The sequence below is a fragment of the Brachybacterium paraconglomeratum genome, from assembly GCF_039541415.1.
Lineage (GTDB): Bacteria > Actinomycetota > Actinomycetes > Actinomycetales > Dermabacteraceae > Brachybacterium > Brachybacterium paraconglomeratum_A.
Map to the genome: position 1 here is coordinate 642,236 of NZ_BAABGE010000004.1, position 16,727 is coordinate 658,962.

Here is a 16,727-nt window from a genome sequence, read left to right on the forward strand (position 1 = left end):
AAGCGATACCTGTGTCCGAGTCATCCTCGACTCCCGCCGCCCCGGTCATCGACGAGGCGACCATCGGCGACGCCATCGATGCCGCGCTCTCCGCGATCGCCGCGGCCGCCACCACTGCCGAGCTCAAGCAGGTGCGCATCGCCCATGTCGGCGATGCCAGCGTGCTCTCGACCGCGAACCGCGCCATCAAGGACCTGCCCAAGGACCAGAAGGCCCTCGCCGGCAAGCTGGTCGGCCAGGGCAAGGGTCGCGTCCAGAAGCAGCTCGCCGCTCGCCAGGAGGAGCTCGCCGCCGCCGAGGAGGAGGCTGCGCTCGCCGCAGAGACCGTCGACGTCACCCTCCCCACCGATCTGCGCCCCCGCGGCGCCTCGCATCCGCTGACGGTGCTGCAGGACCGCATCAACGACTTCTTCGTCGGCATCGGCTGGGAGATCGCCGAGGGTCCGGAGATCGAATCGTCCTGGCTGAACTTCGACGCGCTGAACGCGGACCCGGAGCACCCCTCCCGCTCCCTGCAGGACACCCTCTACGTCGCGCCGGAGGGCTCCGGGATGCTGCTGCGCACCCAGACCTCACCGGTGCAGATCCGCGCGATGCTCGAGCGCGGCGCCCCGCTGTACGTCGCCTGCCCCGGCACCGTCTACCGGGCCGACGAGATCGACGCGACCCACTCACCGATGTTCCATCAGGTCGAGGGGCTCGCGATCGACAAGGGCCTGACGATGGCGAACCTCGTGGGCACCCTCGACGCCTTCGCCGCGCACATCTTCGGCGGGGCACCGATCACGCGCCTGCGCCCCAACCACTTCCCCTTCACCGAGCCCAGCGCCGAGATGGACTTCCGCTGCTTCCGCTGCGAAGCGCGTGAGGGTCTGGACCACGACGCGGACCCGAACTGCCGCGTCTGCGGCGGCACCGGCTGGATCGAGATGGGCGGCTGCGGCATGGTCCACCCGAACGTGCTGCGAGCGGCCGGCGTGGACCCCGAGGAGTACCAGGGCTTCGCCTTCGGACTCGGGATCGAGCGCCTCCTCATGCTGCGCAACAGCGTGGCGGACATGCGCGACATGGTGGAGGGCGACGTCCGCTTCTCCCAGCACTACGGTACGGAGATCTGAGATGCCCCGCATTCCCCTGACCTGGCTCGCCGAGCACACCGAGCTGACCACGGGCGCCTCCGCCCAGCAGGTCGCCACCGACCTCTCCCGCGTGGGACTCGAAGAGGAGGCGATCTTCGGTGCCCAGGTGTCCGGACCGCTCGTCGTCGGCCGCGTGCTGGAACTCGTCAAAGAGCCCCAGAAGAACGGCAAGACCATCAACTGGGTGCGCGTGGACGTCGGCCCCGAGCACAACGAGGACGCCGACAACCCCAAGGACCCCCAGCCCGGGCAGGAGCGCCCCAGCCGCGGCATCATCTGCGGCGCGCACAACTTCGTCGAGGGAGACCTCGTCGTGGTCTCCCTGCCCGGGACCGTGCTCCCCGGCGACTTCGCGATCGCGGCCCGGAAGACCTACGGCCACACCTCCGACGGCATGATCTGCTCCGGCGACGAGCTGGGCCTGGGCGAGGACCCCTCCGGTGAGGACGGCATCATCGTGCTCGGCCGCGGGCACGCCGAAGGCCTGAGCGGCGAGCCCGGCGACGACGCGATCGCGCTGCTGGGCCTGGCGGACGAGGTCGTCGAGATCAACGTGACCCCGGATCGCGGCTACTGCTTCTCGATGCGGGGCGTCGCCCGCGAGTACTCCCACGCCACCGGCGCGAGCTTCACCGATCCGGTCTCCACCGTCGAAGTCCCTGCGGCCGACGCCGGCGGGCTCGCCGTCCAGCTGCGCGACGAGGCCCCGATCCGCGGCGTCGAGGGCTGCTCCCGCTTCGTGGCCCTCGAGGTGCGCGGTGTGGACCCGGCTGCGCAGACCCCGCGCTGGATGGCGCGCCGGCTGACCCTGGCAGGCATGCGCTCGATCTCCCTGATCGTCGACGTCACCAATTACGTCATGCTCGACCTCGGCCAGCCGCTGCACGCCTATGACGCCGACCAGGTCGTCGCCCCGATCGTGGTGCGTCGCGCCCGGCAGGGCGAGAAGCTCACCACGCTGGACGACGTCACCCGCACCCTGGATCCGGAAGACCTGCTCATCACCGACAGCGAGGGCGGCGAGGGCGAGCGCCTGCTCGGCATCGCCGGTGTGATGGGTGGAAAGTCCACCGAGGTTTCCAGCACCACCTCGAACATCGTGCTCGAGGCGGCGACCTTCCACTCCATCTCGGTGGCCCGCTCCGCGCGCCGTCACCGCCTGCCCTCGGAGGCGTCCAAGCGCTTCGAGCGCGGCGTGGATCCGCAGCTGCCGCTGGTCGCGGCCTACCGTGCCGCACAGCTGATCGCCCAGTTCGGCGGCGGCGAGATCGCGCCGACGGTCACTGATGAGGGCTCGGTCCCCGCCCCGGCCGCGGCGATCACCCTCCCGCTCGGCGACGCCGAACGCGTGGTCGGCATCGCCTACACCCCGGAGCAGGTGCGCGGCAGCCTCGAGATGATCGGCTGCCAGGTCGAGGACGCCCGCGACGGCTCCCTCGCCGTCTCCCCGCCCTCCTGGCGCCCGGACCTCACCATCCGGGAGGACCTGATCGAGGAGATCGCCCGTCTCGTCGGCTACGAGACGATCCCGTCGATCCTGCCCACGGCGCCCGGTGGCCGCGGCCTCACCCGCGCCCAGCGAGCCCGTCGTGACGCACACCGCGCACTCGCCGAGGCAGGGGTCATCGAGGTCACGTCCTATCCCTTCGTGGGCGAGGGCATCTTCGACGCCCTGCGCTATGAGGCCGACGACACGCGGCGCGACGCCGTGCGCCTGCTGAACCCGCTGGCCGACGACGAGCCGCTGATGCGGACCTCCCTGCTGCAGACCCTGCTGCCCGTCGCCCGGCGGAACCTCGGCCGCGGCGAGGAGTCGGTGGCGATCTTCCAGCTCGGCACCACCTCCCGCTCCCGCGGTGAGGGCGCCCGCTCACCGGTCCCGGCGGCTGGCCAGCGGCCCACCGACGCCGAGCTCGAGGAGGTCCTCGCCGCACTGCCGGTCCAGACCCGCACCCTCGCCGCCGTGGTCGGTGGGGCGTCCGGCCCGGGCTCCTGGCAGGGCGAGATCGCGCCCTGGAGCTGGACCGATGCCTTCGACCTCGCGCGCCGGGCGGCCGCCGCCGTCGGCACCGAGCTCGAAGTGCGCCAGACCGAGCATGCTCCTTTCCATCCCGGCCGCGCCGGGCAGCTGCGGGTCCTCACCGCTGACGGGGAGAGCACGGTGATCGGCCATGCCGGTGAGCTCCACCCCGCCGTGGTCAAGGAGTTCGGTCTCCCCGCCCGCACCAGCGCTTTCGAACTCGATCTCGATGCCCTGATCGCGTCGGCCCCTGCCGTGGTGGTCGCCGCTCCGGTGCCCACCTACCCGGTGGCCAAGGAGGACTTCGCCTTCGTGGTCGACCAGGACGTGCCGGCCTCGGCTGTCGAAGCGGCGATCGTGGTGGGTGTCGGTGACCTCGCCGAGAACGTCCACCTGTTCGACGTCTTCACCGGTGAGCAGATCGGCGAGGGCAAGAAGTCGCTCGCCTTCTCGGTCAGGCTGCGCTCCACCGAGGGCACCCTGAGCGCCGAGCAGATCGGTGAGGCGCGCACGCGCTGCATTGCGGCCGTCGATGCCGCCGTCGGGGGAGTGCTGCGCGCGTGAGCCCGATGCCTCCTGCCATCGACCCCGCGAGCTCCGCTCCGGGGCCGACCGGTCCTGACGACGCACCGGCGCGACAGGTTCCGCCCGGTCCCGCTCCGACGCCGGCCGTCCCGGCGCGGAACGGGACCATCGCCTGGGCGCTGGGATTCCTGGCATACTTCCCGATCCCCTTCGTGGGGCTGCTGATCGCCGGGATCACCCAGCTCGTCGTGGGCCTTCGTCAGCGCAGGTACGGCGCGCTCGCCGCGGTCAACGGCGTGCGCGCAGCGAACTGGGGCCTGACCCAGCTGTGCTGGCCCGTGCTCATGGCTCTCACGATGCTGATCGCGGTGCTCACCGGATCTCCGTCGTCCTCCGGCAACGGGATGATGTTCCGTCCGGTGATGAACGTTCTCGTCTTCACTGTGCTGGGGCTGTTCTTCGTCGTCAGCCTGCTGGAGGCGGTCTATGCGATCGTCGGCACCGTGATGGCGTCCAAGGGCCGACGGGTACGGCTGCCCGTGATCCCCTTCCTGCGCGCCCCGCGCGACTGAGCCCGGGCAGAGAGCGCCCCGGAACGAGAATGCGGGAGGGGTGCAGCTGTCAGCTGCACCCCTCCCGCGTTCTCGCGCCGCCCTTCGTGAGGACAGATCAAGCGGCCTCACATCGTGTTCACGATGAGCCCGATGTGGGTGTAGAAGTTCATCGCTCCGAACAGGACGAAGACGACGCCGGTCACCAGCCAGAGCGCGCCGACGACCTTGGCGATCGTCGGGACCTGGAACGTGGCGTCTCCGCCAGCACTCGGGGAGGCTTTCGAGAGAGCACGGATGGCCAGGGGAGCCAGGACAGCACCCACCCCGACCAGACCGAACAGCAGGGAAATGAAGATCGCCTCCACGAGGGGCCACTCGGCGAATGCTCCGGAGATCGGCTCCTGTGGCGGTGCGGCGAACAGCTGGTACACGATGCCGGCGAACATGATGGCCACCAGTGCCAGGCCGAGACCTGCGATGAAGATGCTGAGCGGTCGCGCGGCCCGCGCCACTTCGGTCAGCGGCGTCGGGGAGGCGATGATCCGATCACCTCGCTTCGCCAGGAAGATCGCCAGGGCGGACATCAGGATCCCGAAGCCGAGGCTGGTCTCCCCGAAGATGACGTTGTCGAAGGCGAACCCGCCGGCGGCAAGGGGCCAGGTGAAGCTCATGTGCGCGCCGGTCACCGTGAGGATGACCCCGAGCGAGCCGAAGGTCAGCGCCCAGCCGTCCGTGCTGAGGGGATCCTCGGCCCGGTGGCGCATCAGGTCACGGACGAAGAGGACCAGAGCGACAAGACCAGCGCCCGCGGCGAGCGACATGATCGTGTTGTAGGTCGGCATCGTCGTCCAGTCGATCATTCCGGGCGAGGACTCACCCATGAAGAAATCCTTCATCACTACCTCCTGTAGGGGCCGTCCGGCCCCAGATAGAACAACATTCATCTCTATCATGAGCACTGGCCTGGCCGCGCCTCCACCTCTCCTGCGGGACGCGTCCAGGGAGTCCATGCAGTGAACCGAGTGGCTGATCATGCAGACTGCTGTATATACTTCCGGCATGACTTCTTCGAGCGACTCCGCCATCCCCGCGGCGCATCCGGCCACCTCGCAGCGACCCCGCGTCGCCGTCGTCGGCGCCTCCGGCTACGCCGGGGGAGAGACTCTGAGGCTGCTCTCCTCGCACCCGGGCGTCGAGGTCGCCACTGTGACTGCGCATTCGAGCGCGGGCAAGCTTCTCAGCGAGGTCGCGCCGCACATCGACCTCGGCCACGATCCCGTGCTGGCGGAGACGAGCGTGGACACCCTGCGCGGTCATGACGTGGTCGTGCTCGCCCTCCCTCACGGGCAGTCCGGCCAGATCGCTGCTGCGCTGCGCGCGGAGGACCCGGACGTGCTGGTCCTGGATCTCGGCGCGGACCATCGGCTCGAAAGCGCCGAGGACTGGAGCGAGTACTACCGCAGCGAGCACTCAGGGACGTGGACCTACGGCATGCCCGAGCTGCCCCTGGCGGACGGCACCCGCCAGCGCGAGCTGCTGGTCGGCGCCCGCGAGATCGCAGTGCCCGGCTGCAACGCCACTGCCGTCTCGCTCGCGCTCGCACCGCTGGTGCGCGCCGGCCTTCTTGACGCCACACAGCTCAGCGCTGTGCTGCCGGTGGGTTACTCCGGCGCCGGCCGCGCAGCCAAGCAGCATCTGATGTTCGCCGAGGCCTCCGGCAGCGCCGCCCCGTACGCCGTCGGCGGCAGTCACCGCCACGTCCCCGAGGTGCTGCAGAACCTCCGCCGGGCCACCGGCGAGACCGGTCAGCGCCTCAGCTTCACCCCGGTGCTGGTGCCCATGAGCCGCGGGATCCTCGCGGTGTGCACCGCACCCGTCGCAGAGGGCACCACCACCGCCGATCTGCTCGGCGCCCTGCAGGCCGACTACGCCGACGAGCACTTCGTGACCGTCCTGCCCGAGGGGGTCTTCCCCTCCACCGGCGAGGTCACCGGCGCGAACACCCTCCGCATCGGCGCCGCGGTGGATCGTCACAGCGGCCAGGCGACGGTGATCTCCGCGCTCGACAACCTGGTCAAGGGCACCGCCGGAGCGGCGATCCAGTCCATGAACCTCGCGCTGGGACTGCCCGAGCGCACCGGCCTGACCCGGACCGCGCTCGCGCCCTGAGCGCGATCCCCAGAACTCCCGTCGCCGCTGGACCGTCAGGTTCCCGCGACGCTTCCGCCACAGCACCTCCCAGACCTCTCAGGAGCTCCCATGTCGATCACCCGCCCCCGCGGCTTCCGCGCCGTCGGCCTTGCTGCTGGCATCAAGGCCACCGGCAAGGACGACCTGTCCCTCATCGTCAACGACGGTCCGCGAGACACCGCTGCCGCGGTGTTCACCAGCAACCGGGTCCAGGCAGCTCCTGTCCTCTGGTCCCGCCAGGCCGTCTCGGACGGGCGCGCACGGGCCGTGGTCCTGAACTCCGGCGGCGCGAACGCGTGCACCGGCCCGGAGGGCTTCGCCGACACCCACCGCACCGCCGAGCACCTCGCCAGCCTGCTCGATGTCGCAGCCCAGGACGTGCTCGTCTGCTCGACCGGGCTGATCGGGGAGCGCCTGCCGATGGAGCCGCTGCTGGCCGGGGTCACCACCGCCGCCGGTCAGCTCACGGCAGGACCAGAGGCGGATGCCGCCGCCTCTCGCGGGATCATGACCACCGACTCGGTCCCGAAGACGGCGGAGGTCACCACGCCCTCCGGCGTCGTCGTGGGCGGGATCGCCAAGGGTGCGGGCATGCTCGCACCGCAGCTCGCGACCATGCTGGTGGTCCTCACCACCGATGCCGACGTCGACGCGGAGACCGCCGACGCCGCACTGCGCGCCGCGACCTCCACCACTTTCGACCGCGTCGACTCCGACGCCTGCATGTCCACCAACGACACGGTCATCCTGCTGGCCTCCGGCGCGAGCGGCATCACCCTCGGGCTCGACGAGCTCACCGAGGCGGTCCGCACCGTCAGCGCGGATCTTGCCCGCCAGCTGGTGGCCGATGCCGAAGGCGCGAGCCACGACGTCCACGTGATCGTCCGCTCCGCCACCACCGAGCAGGCAGCCCTCGCCGTCGCCCGCGAGATCGCCCGCTCGAATCTCGTCAAGGCCGCGATCTTCGGCAACGACCCCAATTGGGGCCGCATCGTCTCCGCAGCCGGCTGCGTCCCCGAGGCTGTGGCACCCTTCGACGTCGCACACCTCTCGGTCACCGTCAACGGAGTCGAGGTGTGCCGCGAAGGCGGTGCCCACCGCGACCGCTCCGAGGTGGACATGACCCCGCGGGAGACCCTCATCGAGGTCGATCTCGGCGCCGGCGAGGCCACCGGTGACATCTGGACCAACGACCTCACCCACGACTACGTCGAAGAGAACAGCGCCTACTCCTCATGAATCCCACTCCGCAGAACAGCCCGGCCGGTGAGCCGGCAGGCGATGCGCCGCTGGTCGGCAAGAACCCCCTGGCGCAGCTCGACGCCGCCCGCAGCGAAGCCCGCGAGAAGTCCGAGGTGCTGATCGAGGCGATGCCCTGGATGCAGCGCTTCCGCGGCAGGATCGTGGTGGTCAAGTACGGCGGCAACGCGATGGTCGACGAAGAGCTGCGACGCGGGTTCGCCGCCGACATCGTCTTCATGCGCCTGGCCGGCATCCGCGTGGTCGTCGTCCACGGCGGCGGCCCGCAGATCAACGCGATGCTGAAGCGGGTGGGCAAGGAATCCACCTTCCGCGGCGGCCTGCGCGTCACCGACGCCGAGACCATGGACATCGCCCGGATGGTGCTGGTGGGCCAGGTGGGCCGCGAGCTGGTGGGTCTGATCAACCACCACGGCCCCTTCGCCATCGGCATGTCCGGAGAGGACGCCCGACTGTTCACCGCCACCCGTCGCGGCACCGTGGTCGACGGCGAGGACGTCGACCTCGGCCACGTGGGTGCAGTGGGCGCCGTCAACATCGACGCCATCAGCGACCTGCTCGAGAGCGGGAGGATCCCCGTGATCTCCTCGATCGCCCCCGAGGTCGACGCCGACGGCAACCCCACCGGAGAGGTCCTGAACATCAACGCCGACCTCGCCGCCGCAGCGCTCGCCGAAGGACTGGACGCCGAGAAGCTGGTGATGCTCACCGACGTCGAGGGCCTCTACCGCGACTGGCCGGACCGCGGCTCGCTGATCCCCGAGATCTCCGCCTCGGAGCTGCGGGAGATGCTCCCCGGCCTCACCGCCGGGATGATCCCGAAGGCTGAGGCGCTGCTCGGCGCGGTCGACGCCGGGGTGCGCACCGCCGCGATGATCGACGGCCGGATCGAGCACGCCGTGCTGCTGGAGGTGTTCACGACCAAGGGCGTGGGCACCATGGTGAGGAGGGACGACTATGTCTGAGCAGGAACAGCCCATGCAGGAACAGCCCATGCAGGAACAGCCCGAGCAGGATCTCGCCCAGCGCTACGGAGACGCGCTGCTGCCCGTCTTCGGCACGCCCCAGAAGGTCCTCGCCCGCGGCGAGGGCGTGCACGTCTGGGACACCGACGGGAAGCAGTACCTCGATCTGCTCGCCGGGATCGCCGTGAACGCCCTCGGCCACGCCCACCCGGCGCTGCTCTCCGCGATCACCAAGCAGGCGGAGACCCTCGGGCATGTCTCGAACTTCTTCGCCTCCGCTCCGCAGATCGAGCTCGCCGAGAAGCTGCTGCAGCTCGCGCAGGCTCCGGCCGGCTCCGGAGTGTTCTTCGCCAACTCCGGCACCGAGGCCAACGAGGCCGCTTTCAAGATCGCCCGCCGCACCGGCCGTCCCCGCATCCTCGCGCTGCGCAATTCTTTCCACGGCCGCACCATGGGCGCCCTCGCCCTCACCTGGAAGGAGGCGTATCGCGCCCCGTTCGAGCCGCTTCCCGGTGGAGTCGAGTTCCTCGATGTCGGGGATGAGGCGGCGCTCGCCGAGGCGCTCGCCCCGGGGGATGTCGCCGCAGTGTTCGCCGAGCCCATCCAGGGCGAGGCCGGGGTGCGCCCGCTCAGCACCGAATACCTTCTCGCGCTGCGCCGGCTCACCCGCGAGCACGGCACCCTGCTGATCCTGGATGAGGTCCAGACCGGCATCGGCCGCACCGGCCACTGGTTCGCGCATCAGGCGATCGAGGACCTCCAGCCCGACGTGATGACCCTCGCCAAGGGTCTGGGCGGCGGCTTCCCGATCGGCGCCGTGATCAGCTACGGCCCCGCCGTGCATGACCTCCTGAAGCCCGGCCAGCACGGCACCACCTTCGGGGGGAACCCGCTGGCCTCCGCCGCTGCGCTCGCCGTGCTCGGCACGATCCTCGAGGACGATCTGCTCGCGCACGTCGAAGCAGTCGGCGCGGGATTCACCCGCGACGTGCTCGCTCTGGACCATCCGCTGATCGAGGAGGTGCGCGGAGCCGGCCTGCTGCTCGGCATCGGACTGCGCGCCCCGATCGCCCCGCAGCTCGCGGCGGCGGCGCTCGAGGCCGGCTTCATCGTCAACGCCCCGGACGCCACCACGCTGCGGATCGCCCCGCCGCTGCTCATCACCCCGGCCCAGCTCGGCACGTTCACCGCTGCCCTGCCCGCCCTGCTCGAGGCCGCTGCGCCTGAAGGAGAGAACTGAGATGCCCCGTCACTTCCTGCGCGATGACGACCTGAGCCCGGCCGAGCAGAAGGAGGTCCTGGCACTCGCCCTGGCCCTGGCCGAGGATCGCTTCGCCAAGCGCCCCCTCGAAGGACCGCGCACGGTCGCGATCATGTTCGACAAGTCCTCCACCCGCACCCGGGTGTCGTTCGCGACCGGAGTCGCGGAGCTCGGCGGCAGCCCGCTGGTGATGGAGGCCGGCAGCAGCCAGCTCGGCCGCGGCGAGTCCATCGCCGACACCACCCGCGTGCTCACCCGGATGGTCTCCGCGATCGTCTGGCGCACCTTCGGCCAGGAGCGCATCGAGGAGATGGCCGCGCACTCGAGCGTGCCGGTCATCAACGCCCTCACCGACGAGTTCCATCCCTGCCAGATCCTTGCTGACCTGCAGACCATCGCCCAGCACACCGGGGGACTGGCCGAGGGTGACGCGGCGCTGGCAGGTCGGTCCCTGGCCTACCTCGGCGACGGGGCGAACAACATGGCCCACTCGTACCTGCTGGGCGGCGTCACCGCCGGCATGGACGTGCGGATCGCCTCTCCTGCCTCCCACCGCCCGGACCCGGCGATCGTGGCCCGCGCCGAGGAGATCGCCGCCGCCACCGGCGGGAGCGTCACCCTCACCGATGATCCCCGGCTCGCTGCCCGGGGCGCCACCGCCGTCATCACCGACACCTGGGTGTCGATGGGCCAGGAGGGCGAAGGCGGCCGCGGCGAGGAGACGTTCGCGCCCTTCCAGGTCACCGAGGAGCTGATGGAGCTCTCCGGCGGGCTGTTCCTGCACTGCCTGCCTGCTTACCGCGGCAAGGAGGTCACCGCCGAGGTCATCGATGGGCCCTCCTCCGTGGTGTGGGACGAGGCCGAGAACCGCCTGCATGCCCAGAAGGCATTGCTGGCCTGGCTGCTCGAGCACCCCGACCAGAGCACCGCCGCGCACGCCCTCCCGCAGGGAGCGCGCCGATGAGCGACTCCCGCCGCGCCCTCGCCCAGACCAAGACCTCCCGTCAGCAGCGCATCGTCCAGCTGCTCACCCACCAGGAGGTGTCCTCGCAGTCCCAGCTCGCACAGCTGCTGACCGCCGAGGGCATCGAGGTCACCCAGGCGACCCTCTCGCGGGACCTGGTGGAGCTGCAGGCGGAGAAGATCCGCGGCTCGGCGGGCAGCCTCGTCTACCGGCTTCCCCCGGAGGGCGGCACCACCCGCCCGGCGGCCGCACCGGAGAACGAGCTGCTCGAGGCGAGGCTGCCACGGCTGGCGGAGGGCCTGCTGGTCTCCGCGGAGGCCAGCGGCAACCTGGTGGTGGTGCGCACTCCGCCCGGGGGTGCGCAGTATCTCGCTTCCGCCATGGACCGTTCGGTGATGCCCGATGTCCTCGGTACGATCGCAGGTGATGACACCGTGCTGCTGGTCGCCCGGGACCCCGCCGGCGGTGACCGGCTCGCCGAGCGCCTGCTCGATCTCGCGGATGGCCGACGGGAGTCCGTCGACCCCGTGCCGCCGCCCCGGCGCCGGTCCACGGAGACGGCCCCCGCCGGTTCCCCCGGCTCGTCGGCCCCCGACGCGCCACGCAGCGCCTGACCGCTTCGACCCGCAGGACCTCTCGACCCAAGACTTCTCGACCCAAGACTTCTCGACCCCCGAACCGCTCGGCCTCGGGTGCCGGCCCCGCCGGACCCGCCCGTGCACTCTGTGAATCACGACTAGGAGCATCACCGTGACCGAAAAGATCGTCCTCGCCTACTCCGGCGGCCTCGACACCTCCGTGGCCATCGGCTGGATCCACGACGCCACCGGCGCCGATGTCATCGCCTGCGCGGTGGACGTCGGCCAGGGCGGCGAAGACCTCGAGGTGATCCGCCAGCGAGCCCTGGACTGCGGCGCCGTCGAGGCGTACGTCGCCGACGCCCGCGATGAGTTCGCGAACGAGTACTGCATGCCCGCACTCCAGGCGAACTCGCTGTACATGGACGCCTACCCGAACGTCTCCGCGATCTCCCGCCCGGTGATCACCAAGCACCTGGTCAAGGCAGCCAAGAAGTTCGGCGCCACCACGGTCGCCCACGGCTGCACCGGCAAGGGGAATGACCAGGTCCGCTTCGAAGTCTCGATCACCTCGCTGGCTCCTGAGCTCAAGTGCATCGCCCCGGTGCGCGACCTCGCGCTGACCCGTGACAAGGCGATCCAGTACGCCGAGCGCAAGGGCCTGCCGATCGAGACCACCAAGCACAACCCCTTCTCGATCGACCAGAACGTCTGGGGCCGCGCCATCGAGACCGGCTTCCTCGAGGACATCTGGAACGAGCCCACCAAGGACGTCTTCAGCTACACCGACGACCCGGCCTTCCCGCCGGTCGCCGACGAAGTCATCATCTCCTTCGAGCGCGGCATCCCGGTCGCCATCGACGGGCGCAAGGTCTCCCCGCTCGAGGCGATCCAGGAGCTCAACCGCCGCGCCGGCGCCCAGGGCATCGGCCGCATCGACATCGTCGAGGACCGCCTGGTGGGCATCAAGTCCCGCGAGGTCTACGAGGCCCCCGGCGCGATGACCCTGATCACCGCCCATCAGGAGCTCGAGCGCGTGACCCTCGAGCGCGAGCAGGCCCGCTTCAAGCGCACCGTGAGCGACCGCTGGACCGACCTGGTCTACGACGGCCAGTGGTTCTCGCCCCTGAAGAAGTCCCTGGACGCCTTCATCTCGGACACCCAGCGCTACGTCAGCGGTGACATCCGCATGACCCTGCACGGTGGCCGCGCGACCGTCACCGGGCGCCGTACCGAGACCGGCCTGTACGACTTCAACCTCGCCACCTACGACGAGGGCGACACCTTCGACCAGGGCAGCGCGCGCGGCTTCATCGACATCTACGGCCTGGCCGCCAAGCAGGCCGCAGCCCGCGACGTCGCCTTCGGCAACGGGGAGGACCTCGACGCCGCACCCGAGGAGCAGGCATGAGCCAGGACTCTTCCCTGCCAGGCCAGGACGGCACCCAGATGGATGACTCTGCCGGGCAGGCCGCCGCGGATCCGTCAGCTGCAGCGGACCCGTCGGCCGCGATGGAGAACGCCTCGCTGTGGGGTGGACGCTTCGGCTCCGGCCCCGCGGCGGCGCTGGCCGCACTGTCCGTCTCCACCCATTTCGACTGGCGGCTGGCGCAGTACGACCTGCGCGGCTCGAAGGCTCACGCCAACGTGCTGCACACTGCGGGTTTGCTGAGCGATGGTGAGCTGGCCGGGATGCAGGGCGCGCTGGACACCCTCGCGGCCGACGTCGCCTCCGGCGAGTTCGCCGCCGCGCCCGAGGACGAGGACGTGCACACCGCCCTCGAGCGCGGGCTCATCGAGCGGGCGGGGGCGGACCTCGGAGGCAAGCTGCGCGCCGGACGCTCTCGCAACGACCAGATCGCCACCCTGATCCGGCTGTTCATCCGCGATCAGGCCCGCGCCGTCGGTGACCAGGTCCTGGACCTCGTCGACGTGCTGGTGGCCCGGGCGCGTGAGGTGCACGGAGCCCCGATGCCGGGCCGCACTCACCTCCAGCACGCCCAGCCGCTGCTGCTGAGCCATCATCTGCTGGCCCATGCCTGGCCGCTGCTGCGGGATGTGGAGCGACTGCGCGATCTCGATGGCCGTGCGGACAGCTCCCCGTACGGCTCCGGGGCGCTGGCCGGTTCGAGCCTGGGCCTGGATCCCCAGGCGGTCGCCGCGGAGCTGGGCTTCTCGGACTCGGTGTGGAACTCGATCGACGGGACCGCCTCGCGCGATCTCACCGCCGAGTTCTCCTTCGCGCTCGCGATGATCGGGATCGACCTCTCGCGGCTCGCCGAGGAGATCATCCTGTGGAACACCAAGGAGTTCTCGTTCATCACCCTGGACGACGCCTATTCCACCGGCTCCTCGATCATGCCGCAGAAGAAGAACCCGGACATCGCCGAGCTCGCACGCGGCAAGGCGGGTCGGATGATCGGCGACCTGGTGGGTCTGCTGAGCACGCTCAAGGCCCTTCCGCTCGCGTACAACCGCGACCTGCAGGAGGACAAGGAGCCGGTCTTCGACCAGGTCGACTCCCTGGACCTGGTGCTGCCGGCGTTCACGGGCATGATGGCGACCCTGGTCTTCCATACCGAGCGGATGGCCGAGCTCGCGCCGCAGGGCTTCTCGCTCGCGACCGATATCGCGGATCACCTGGTGCGCCGCGGGGTCCCGTTCCGGATCGCCCACGAGATCTCGGGAGCCTGCGTGAAGGTCGCCGAGTCCCAGGGCAAGGAGCTGTGGGATCTCACGGATGAGGAGATGGCTGCCATCTCGGAGCACCTGGACGGCTCCGTTCGTTCGGTGCTCACCGTCGAGGGGTCCATCGCCTCCCGTGACGCGAAGGGCGGAACCGCACCGGTCCGCGTCGCGGAGCAGGAGGATGCCGCCGCCGCAGCGATCTCCACGCTGCGCGGATTCACCCGCGACCGCTGAGCGTCGGGCCACACCCACCGACCGGCACAGCCAGCCACCCGGCACCGTCGGCCACCCGGCACCGTCGGCCACCCGGCACCGTCGGCCACCCGGCTCGGCCACCGGAAATCTGTCTCCTGATGAGGGTTGAACGGCTATTGGGCGTTCAACCCTCATCAGAGACAGGATTCCGGTGGCAGCAACGTGGTCGCTGGTGGCCGGCGGCCAGTGCCGCACCGCAGTCCCGGGATCTGTGACAATGGCGCTCAGGCACGCATTACGCGGGCCCGAAGGGTGTGACGCCCGGGCTCCGGTCCGTGCGTTCATCTGATCAGTCAGCCCCCGGCCACTCAGGCCGGACCACCGGCACCCCTGTGCCCCTCCGAGAGGAACCGATCGATGCATTCCGTCCTGGACGAGCTCGCCTGGCGAGGACTCGTCGTACAGACCACCGGGCGCGAGGCGCTCGGCAGCGCTCTGGCGGACGGACCGGTCAGCCTGTATTGCGGCTTCGACCCGACGGCATCGTCCCTCCACGTCGGTCACCTGACCCAGGTGCTCACGATGCGCCGGCTCCAGCTCGCCGGTCACCATCCCTACGCCCTGGTGGGCGGGGCGACAGGCCTGATCGGTGATCCGCGCATGTCCGGGGAGCGGGTGCTCAACGATTCTGAGATCGTCGCGACCTGGGTGGACAGCCTGCGTGGTCAGATCTCCCGGTTCCTCGACCTCGACGGTGAGTTCGCCGTGACCATGGTGAACAACCTGGACTGGATCGGGCAGATGAGCGCCCTGGACTTCCTGCGGGACATGGGCAAGCACTTCCGCATGGGCACCATGCTCGCCAAGGACACCGTGGCTCGACGCCTGCAGAGCGACGAGGGGATCAGCTACACCGAGTTCAGCTACCAGGTGCTCCAGGGCATCGACTACCTCGAGCTGCATCGCCGCCATGGCGTCTCCCTGCAGTTCGGTGGCAACGACCAGTGGGGGAATCTGCTCGCGGGCGTGGATCTGATCCACAAGGTGGAGGGCCACGACGCGCATGCCCTGACCACCCCGCTGGTGACCAAGGCGGATGGCACCAAGTTCGGCAAGAGCGAAGGCGGCGCCGTCTGGCTGGACGCAGAGCTCACCAGCCCCTACGCGTTCCACCAGTTCTGGCTCAACGCCGCCGATGGGGATGTCGTGAACTACCTGAAGTACTTCACCTTCCGTTCCCAGAAGGAGATCGCAGAGCTCGAGCACGCGACCATGGAGGCGTCCCATCAGCGAGCAGCTCAGAAGCTGCTTGCCGACGACCTCACGACCATGGTCCACGGCGACCAGGCCACCATGCAGGCCAAGGCCGCGGCCGCGGTGCTGTTCGGACGAGGAGATGTGCGGGAGCTCGATGAGCAGACCATCCTCGCCATCGCGCGCGAACTGCCGAACGCGGAAGTCACCGCGACCACCCCACTGGTCGAGGCCTTCGTAGAATCCGGCATCGCCGCGTCGAAGGGTGCCGCGCGGCGCGATGCTGAGGGAGGAGGACTCTCGGTGAACGGAGAGAAGGTGACTCCGGAGGACCTCGCCGGAGAAGTGGGGGACCTCCAGTCGCTGCCGGGCAGGCATCTGCTTCTGCGGCGCGGGCGGAAGAACGCCGCGATGGTCCGCCTCGCCGGCTGACGATCGACCCCGAGATATGACGAGCCCCGTGCTCTGCAGCTGCAGAGCACGGGGCTCGTCTCTGTTCTAGGCAGGGGAGTGCCGCGACCAGTGCCCGGCGCACCCGCAGCGATGGGCAAATACGGCCCGGCAACCAAACTGTCAAGCCGACGATAAGTTCCGGTGACGCCCCTCTCAGACGCGGGTCACATTCGGGTGAACGAGCGCTTTCCCAGAGTAGGAAAACGGGGGCTGACCTGCAGTAATGCTGGCCTATCGAGGTGAATGGAAGGTGAATCCTCCGGTTTGACGGACCCCACCAGGACCCGTAATGTTCTTTCTTGTCAGCAGGAAGAACGCAGACACGAAGGGCCGACAGCCTCCCACTGGGAAGCGGACGGAACGGAGTGGAGCGGGACGGCTGCAGGACTGCCGGATCGGGAGACCGAGATGGTGAACGTGGGCAGGTCAGAGGGAAGATCTCGAGTAGATCCGAACGAGACCGGGAGCACATGGAGCGGAGTTGCAACGGACCGCGAAGAACTGCTAGAGTAGTGATTCGCGCCGGAACGACGACGTAGAACGTCAGTCGGTAGGAAGTTTCCGCCGGCGCCACCGAGCCTCTGACTCGAACCGCTCTGCGGTGAGAGAACGATGTGCGCGTGTTGCTTGATATCTCAATAGCGTGTCTGTTTGTTGATGCCATTTATTTGAATGGCAATT

13 protein-coding genes are annotated in these 16,727 nt (G+C 69.7%); 12 read left to right on the top strand and 1 reads right to left on the bottom strand.

Going from position 1 to position 16,727, the window contains the following annotated elements; genetic code table 11:
- The first annotated feature begins 11 nt into the window (after positions 1-11).
- The 3 genes from pheS to ABD893_RS07540 are packed head-to-tail and all read left to right on the top strand — an operon-like array spanning position 12 to position 4,256.
- Positions 12-1,118: a phenylalanine--tRNA ligase subunit alpha gene (gene pheS, locus ABD893_RS07530; RefSeq protein WP_345077680.1), complete on the top strand. Its 1,107-nt coding sequence runs from the start codon at positions 12-14 to the stop codon at positions 1,116-1,118.
- 1 nt (position 1,119) lies between these two features.
- Complete coding sequence (pheT, locus tag ABD893_RS07535) at positions 1,120-3,723, top strand: phenylalanine--tRNA ligase subunit beta (protein WP_345077683.1); 2,604 nt, start codon at positions 1,120-1,122, stop codon at positions 3,721-3,723.
- Between the two features lie 5 nt (positions 3,724-3,728).
- A complete protein-coding gene (locus ABD893_RS07540; RefSeq protein WP_345077771.1) occupies positions 3,729-4,256 on the top strand; it encodes a magnetosome magnetite crystal formation protein family in 528 nt (175 codons plus the stop codon).
- 107 nt (positions 4,257-4,363) lie between these two features.
- Here ABD893_RS07540 and ABD893_RS07545 read toward each other — a convergent pair whose 3' ends face one another.
- Entirely contained in the window at positions 4,364-5,134 is a 771-nt protein-coding gene (locus ABD893_RS07545; RefSeq protein WP_345077686.1) for a DUF981 family protein, read from the bottom strand.
- Between the two features lie 163 nt (positions 5,135-5,297).
- Here ABD893_RS07545 and argC point away from each other — a divergent pair, with 163 nt between their 5' ends.
- The 9 genes from argC (at position 5,298) to tyrS (ending at position 16,025) form a co-directional block, all read left to right on the top strand.
- Positions 5,298-6,407, top strand: coding sequence for an N-acetyl-gamma-glutamyl-phosphate reductase (gene argC / locus ABD893_RS07550; RefSeq protein WP_345077689.1), 1,110 nt, complete (start codon positions 5,298-5,300; stop codon positions 6,405-6,407).
- A 90-nt stretch (positions 6,408-6,497) separates the two neighbouring features.
- Entirely contained in the window at positions 6,498-7,667 is a 1,170-nt protein-coding gene (gene argJ / locus ABD893_RS07555; protein WP_345077692.1) for a bifunctional glutamate N-acetyltransferase/amino-acid acetyltransferase ArgJ, read from the top strand.
- Positions 7,664-8,653 carry an acetylglutamate kinase gene (gene argB, locus ABD893_RS07560; RefSeq protein WP_345077695.1) on the top strand — a complete coding sequence of 330 codons (990 nt, stop codon included), beginning with the start codon at positions 7,664-7,666 and terminating at the stop codon, positions 8,651-8,653. Before argJ ends, argB begins: the two co-directional genes overlap by 4 nt.
- Positions 8,646-9,893 carry an acetylornithine transaminase gene (locus ABD893_RS07565; protein WP_425548354.1) on the top strand — a complete coding sequence of 416 codons (1,248 nt, stop codon included), beginning with the start codon at positions 8,646-8,648 and terminating at the stop codon, positions 9,891-9,893. Before argB ends, ABD893_RS07565 begins: the two co-directional genes overlap by 8 nt.
- A gap of 1 nt (position 9,894) precedes the next feature.
- Positions 9,895-10,878: an ornithine carbamoyltransferase gene (gene argF, locus ABD893_RS07570; protein ID WP_345077698.1), complete on the top strand. Its 984-nt coding sequence runs from the start codon at positions 9,895-9,897 to the stop codon at positions 10,876-10,878.
- Positions 10,875-11,492: an arginine repressor gene (locus tag ABD893_RS07575; protein ID WP_345077700.1), complete on the top strand. Its 618-nt coding sequence runs from the start codon at positions 10,875-10,877 to the stop codon at positions 11,490-11,492. Before argF ends, ABD893_RS07575 begins: the two co-directional genes overlap by 4 nt.
- A gap of 136 nt (positions 11,493-11,628) precedes the next feature.
- Positions 11,629-12,867 carry an argininosuccinate synthase gene (locus tag ABD893_RS07580; protein ID WP_345077702.1) on the top strand — a complete coding sequence of 413 codons (1,239 nt, stop codon included), beginning with the start codon at positions 11,629-11,631 and terminating at the stop codon, positions 12,865-12,867.
- A 101-nt stretch (positions 12,868-12,968) separates the two neighbouring features.
- Positions 12,969-14,378, top strand: a complete 1,410-nt coding sequence (argH, locus tag ABD893_RS07585; protein WP_345077777.1) for an argininosuccinate lyase — start codon at positions 12,969-12,971, stop codon at positions 14,376-14,378.
- 378 nt (positions 14,379-14,756) lie between these two features.
- Positions 14,757-16,025: a tyrosine--tRNA ligase gene (gene tyrS / locus ABD893_RS07590; protein ID WP_345077705.1), complete on the top strand. Its 1,269-nt coding sequence runs from the start codon at positions 14,757-14,759 to the stop codon at positions 16,023-16,025.
- Positions 16,026-16,727 lie beyond the last annotated feature (702 nt).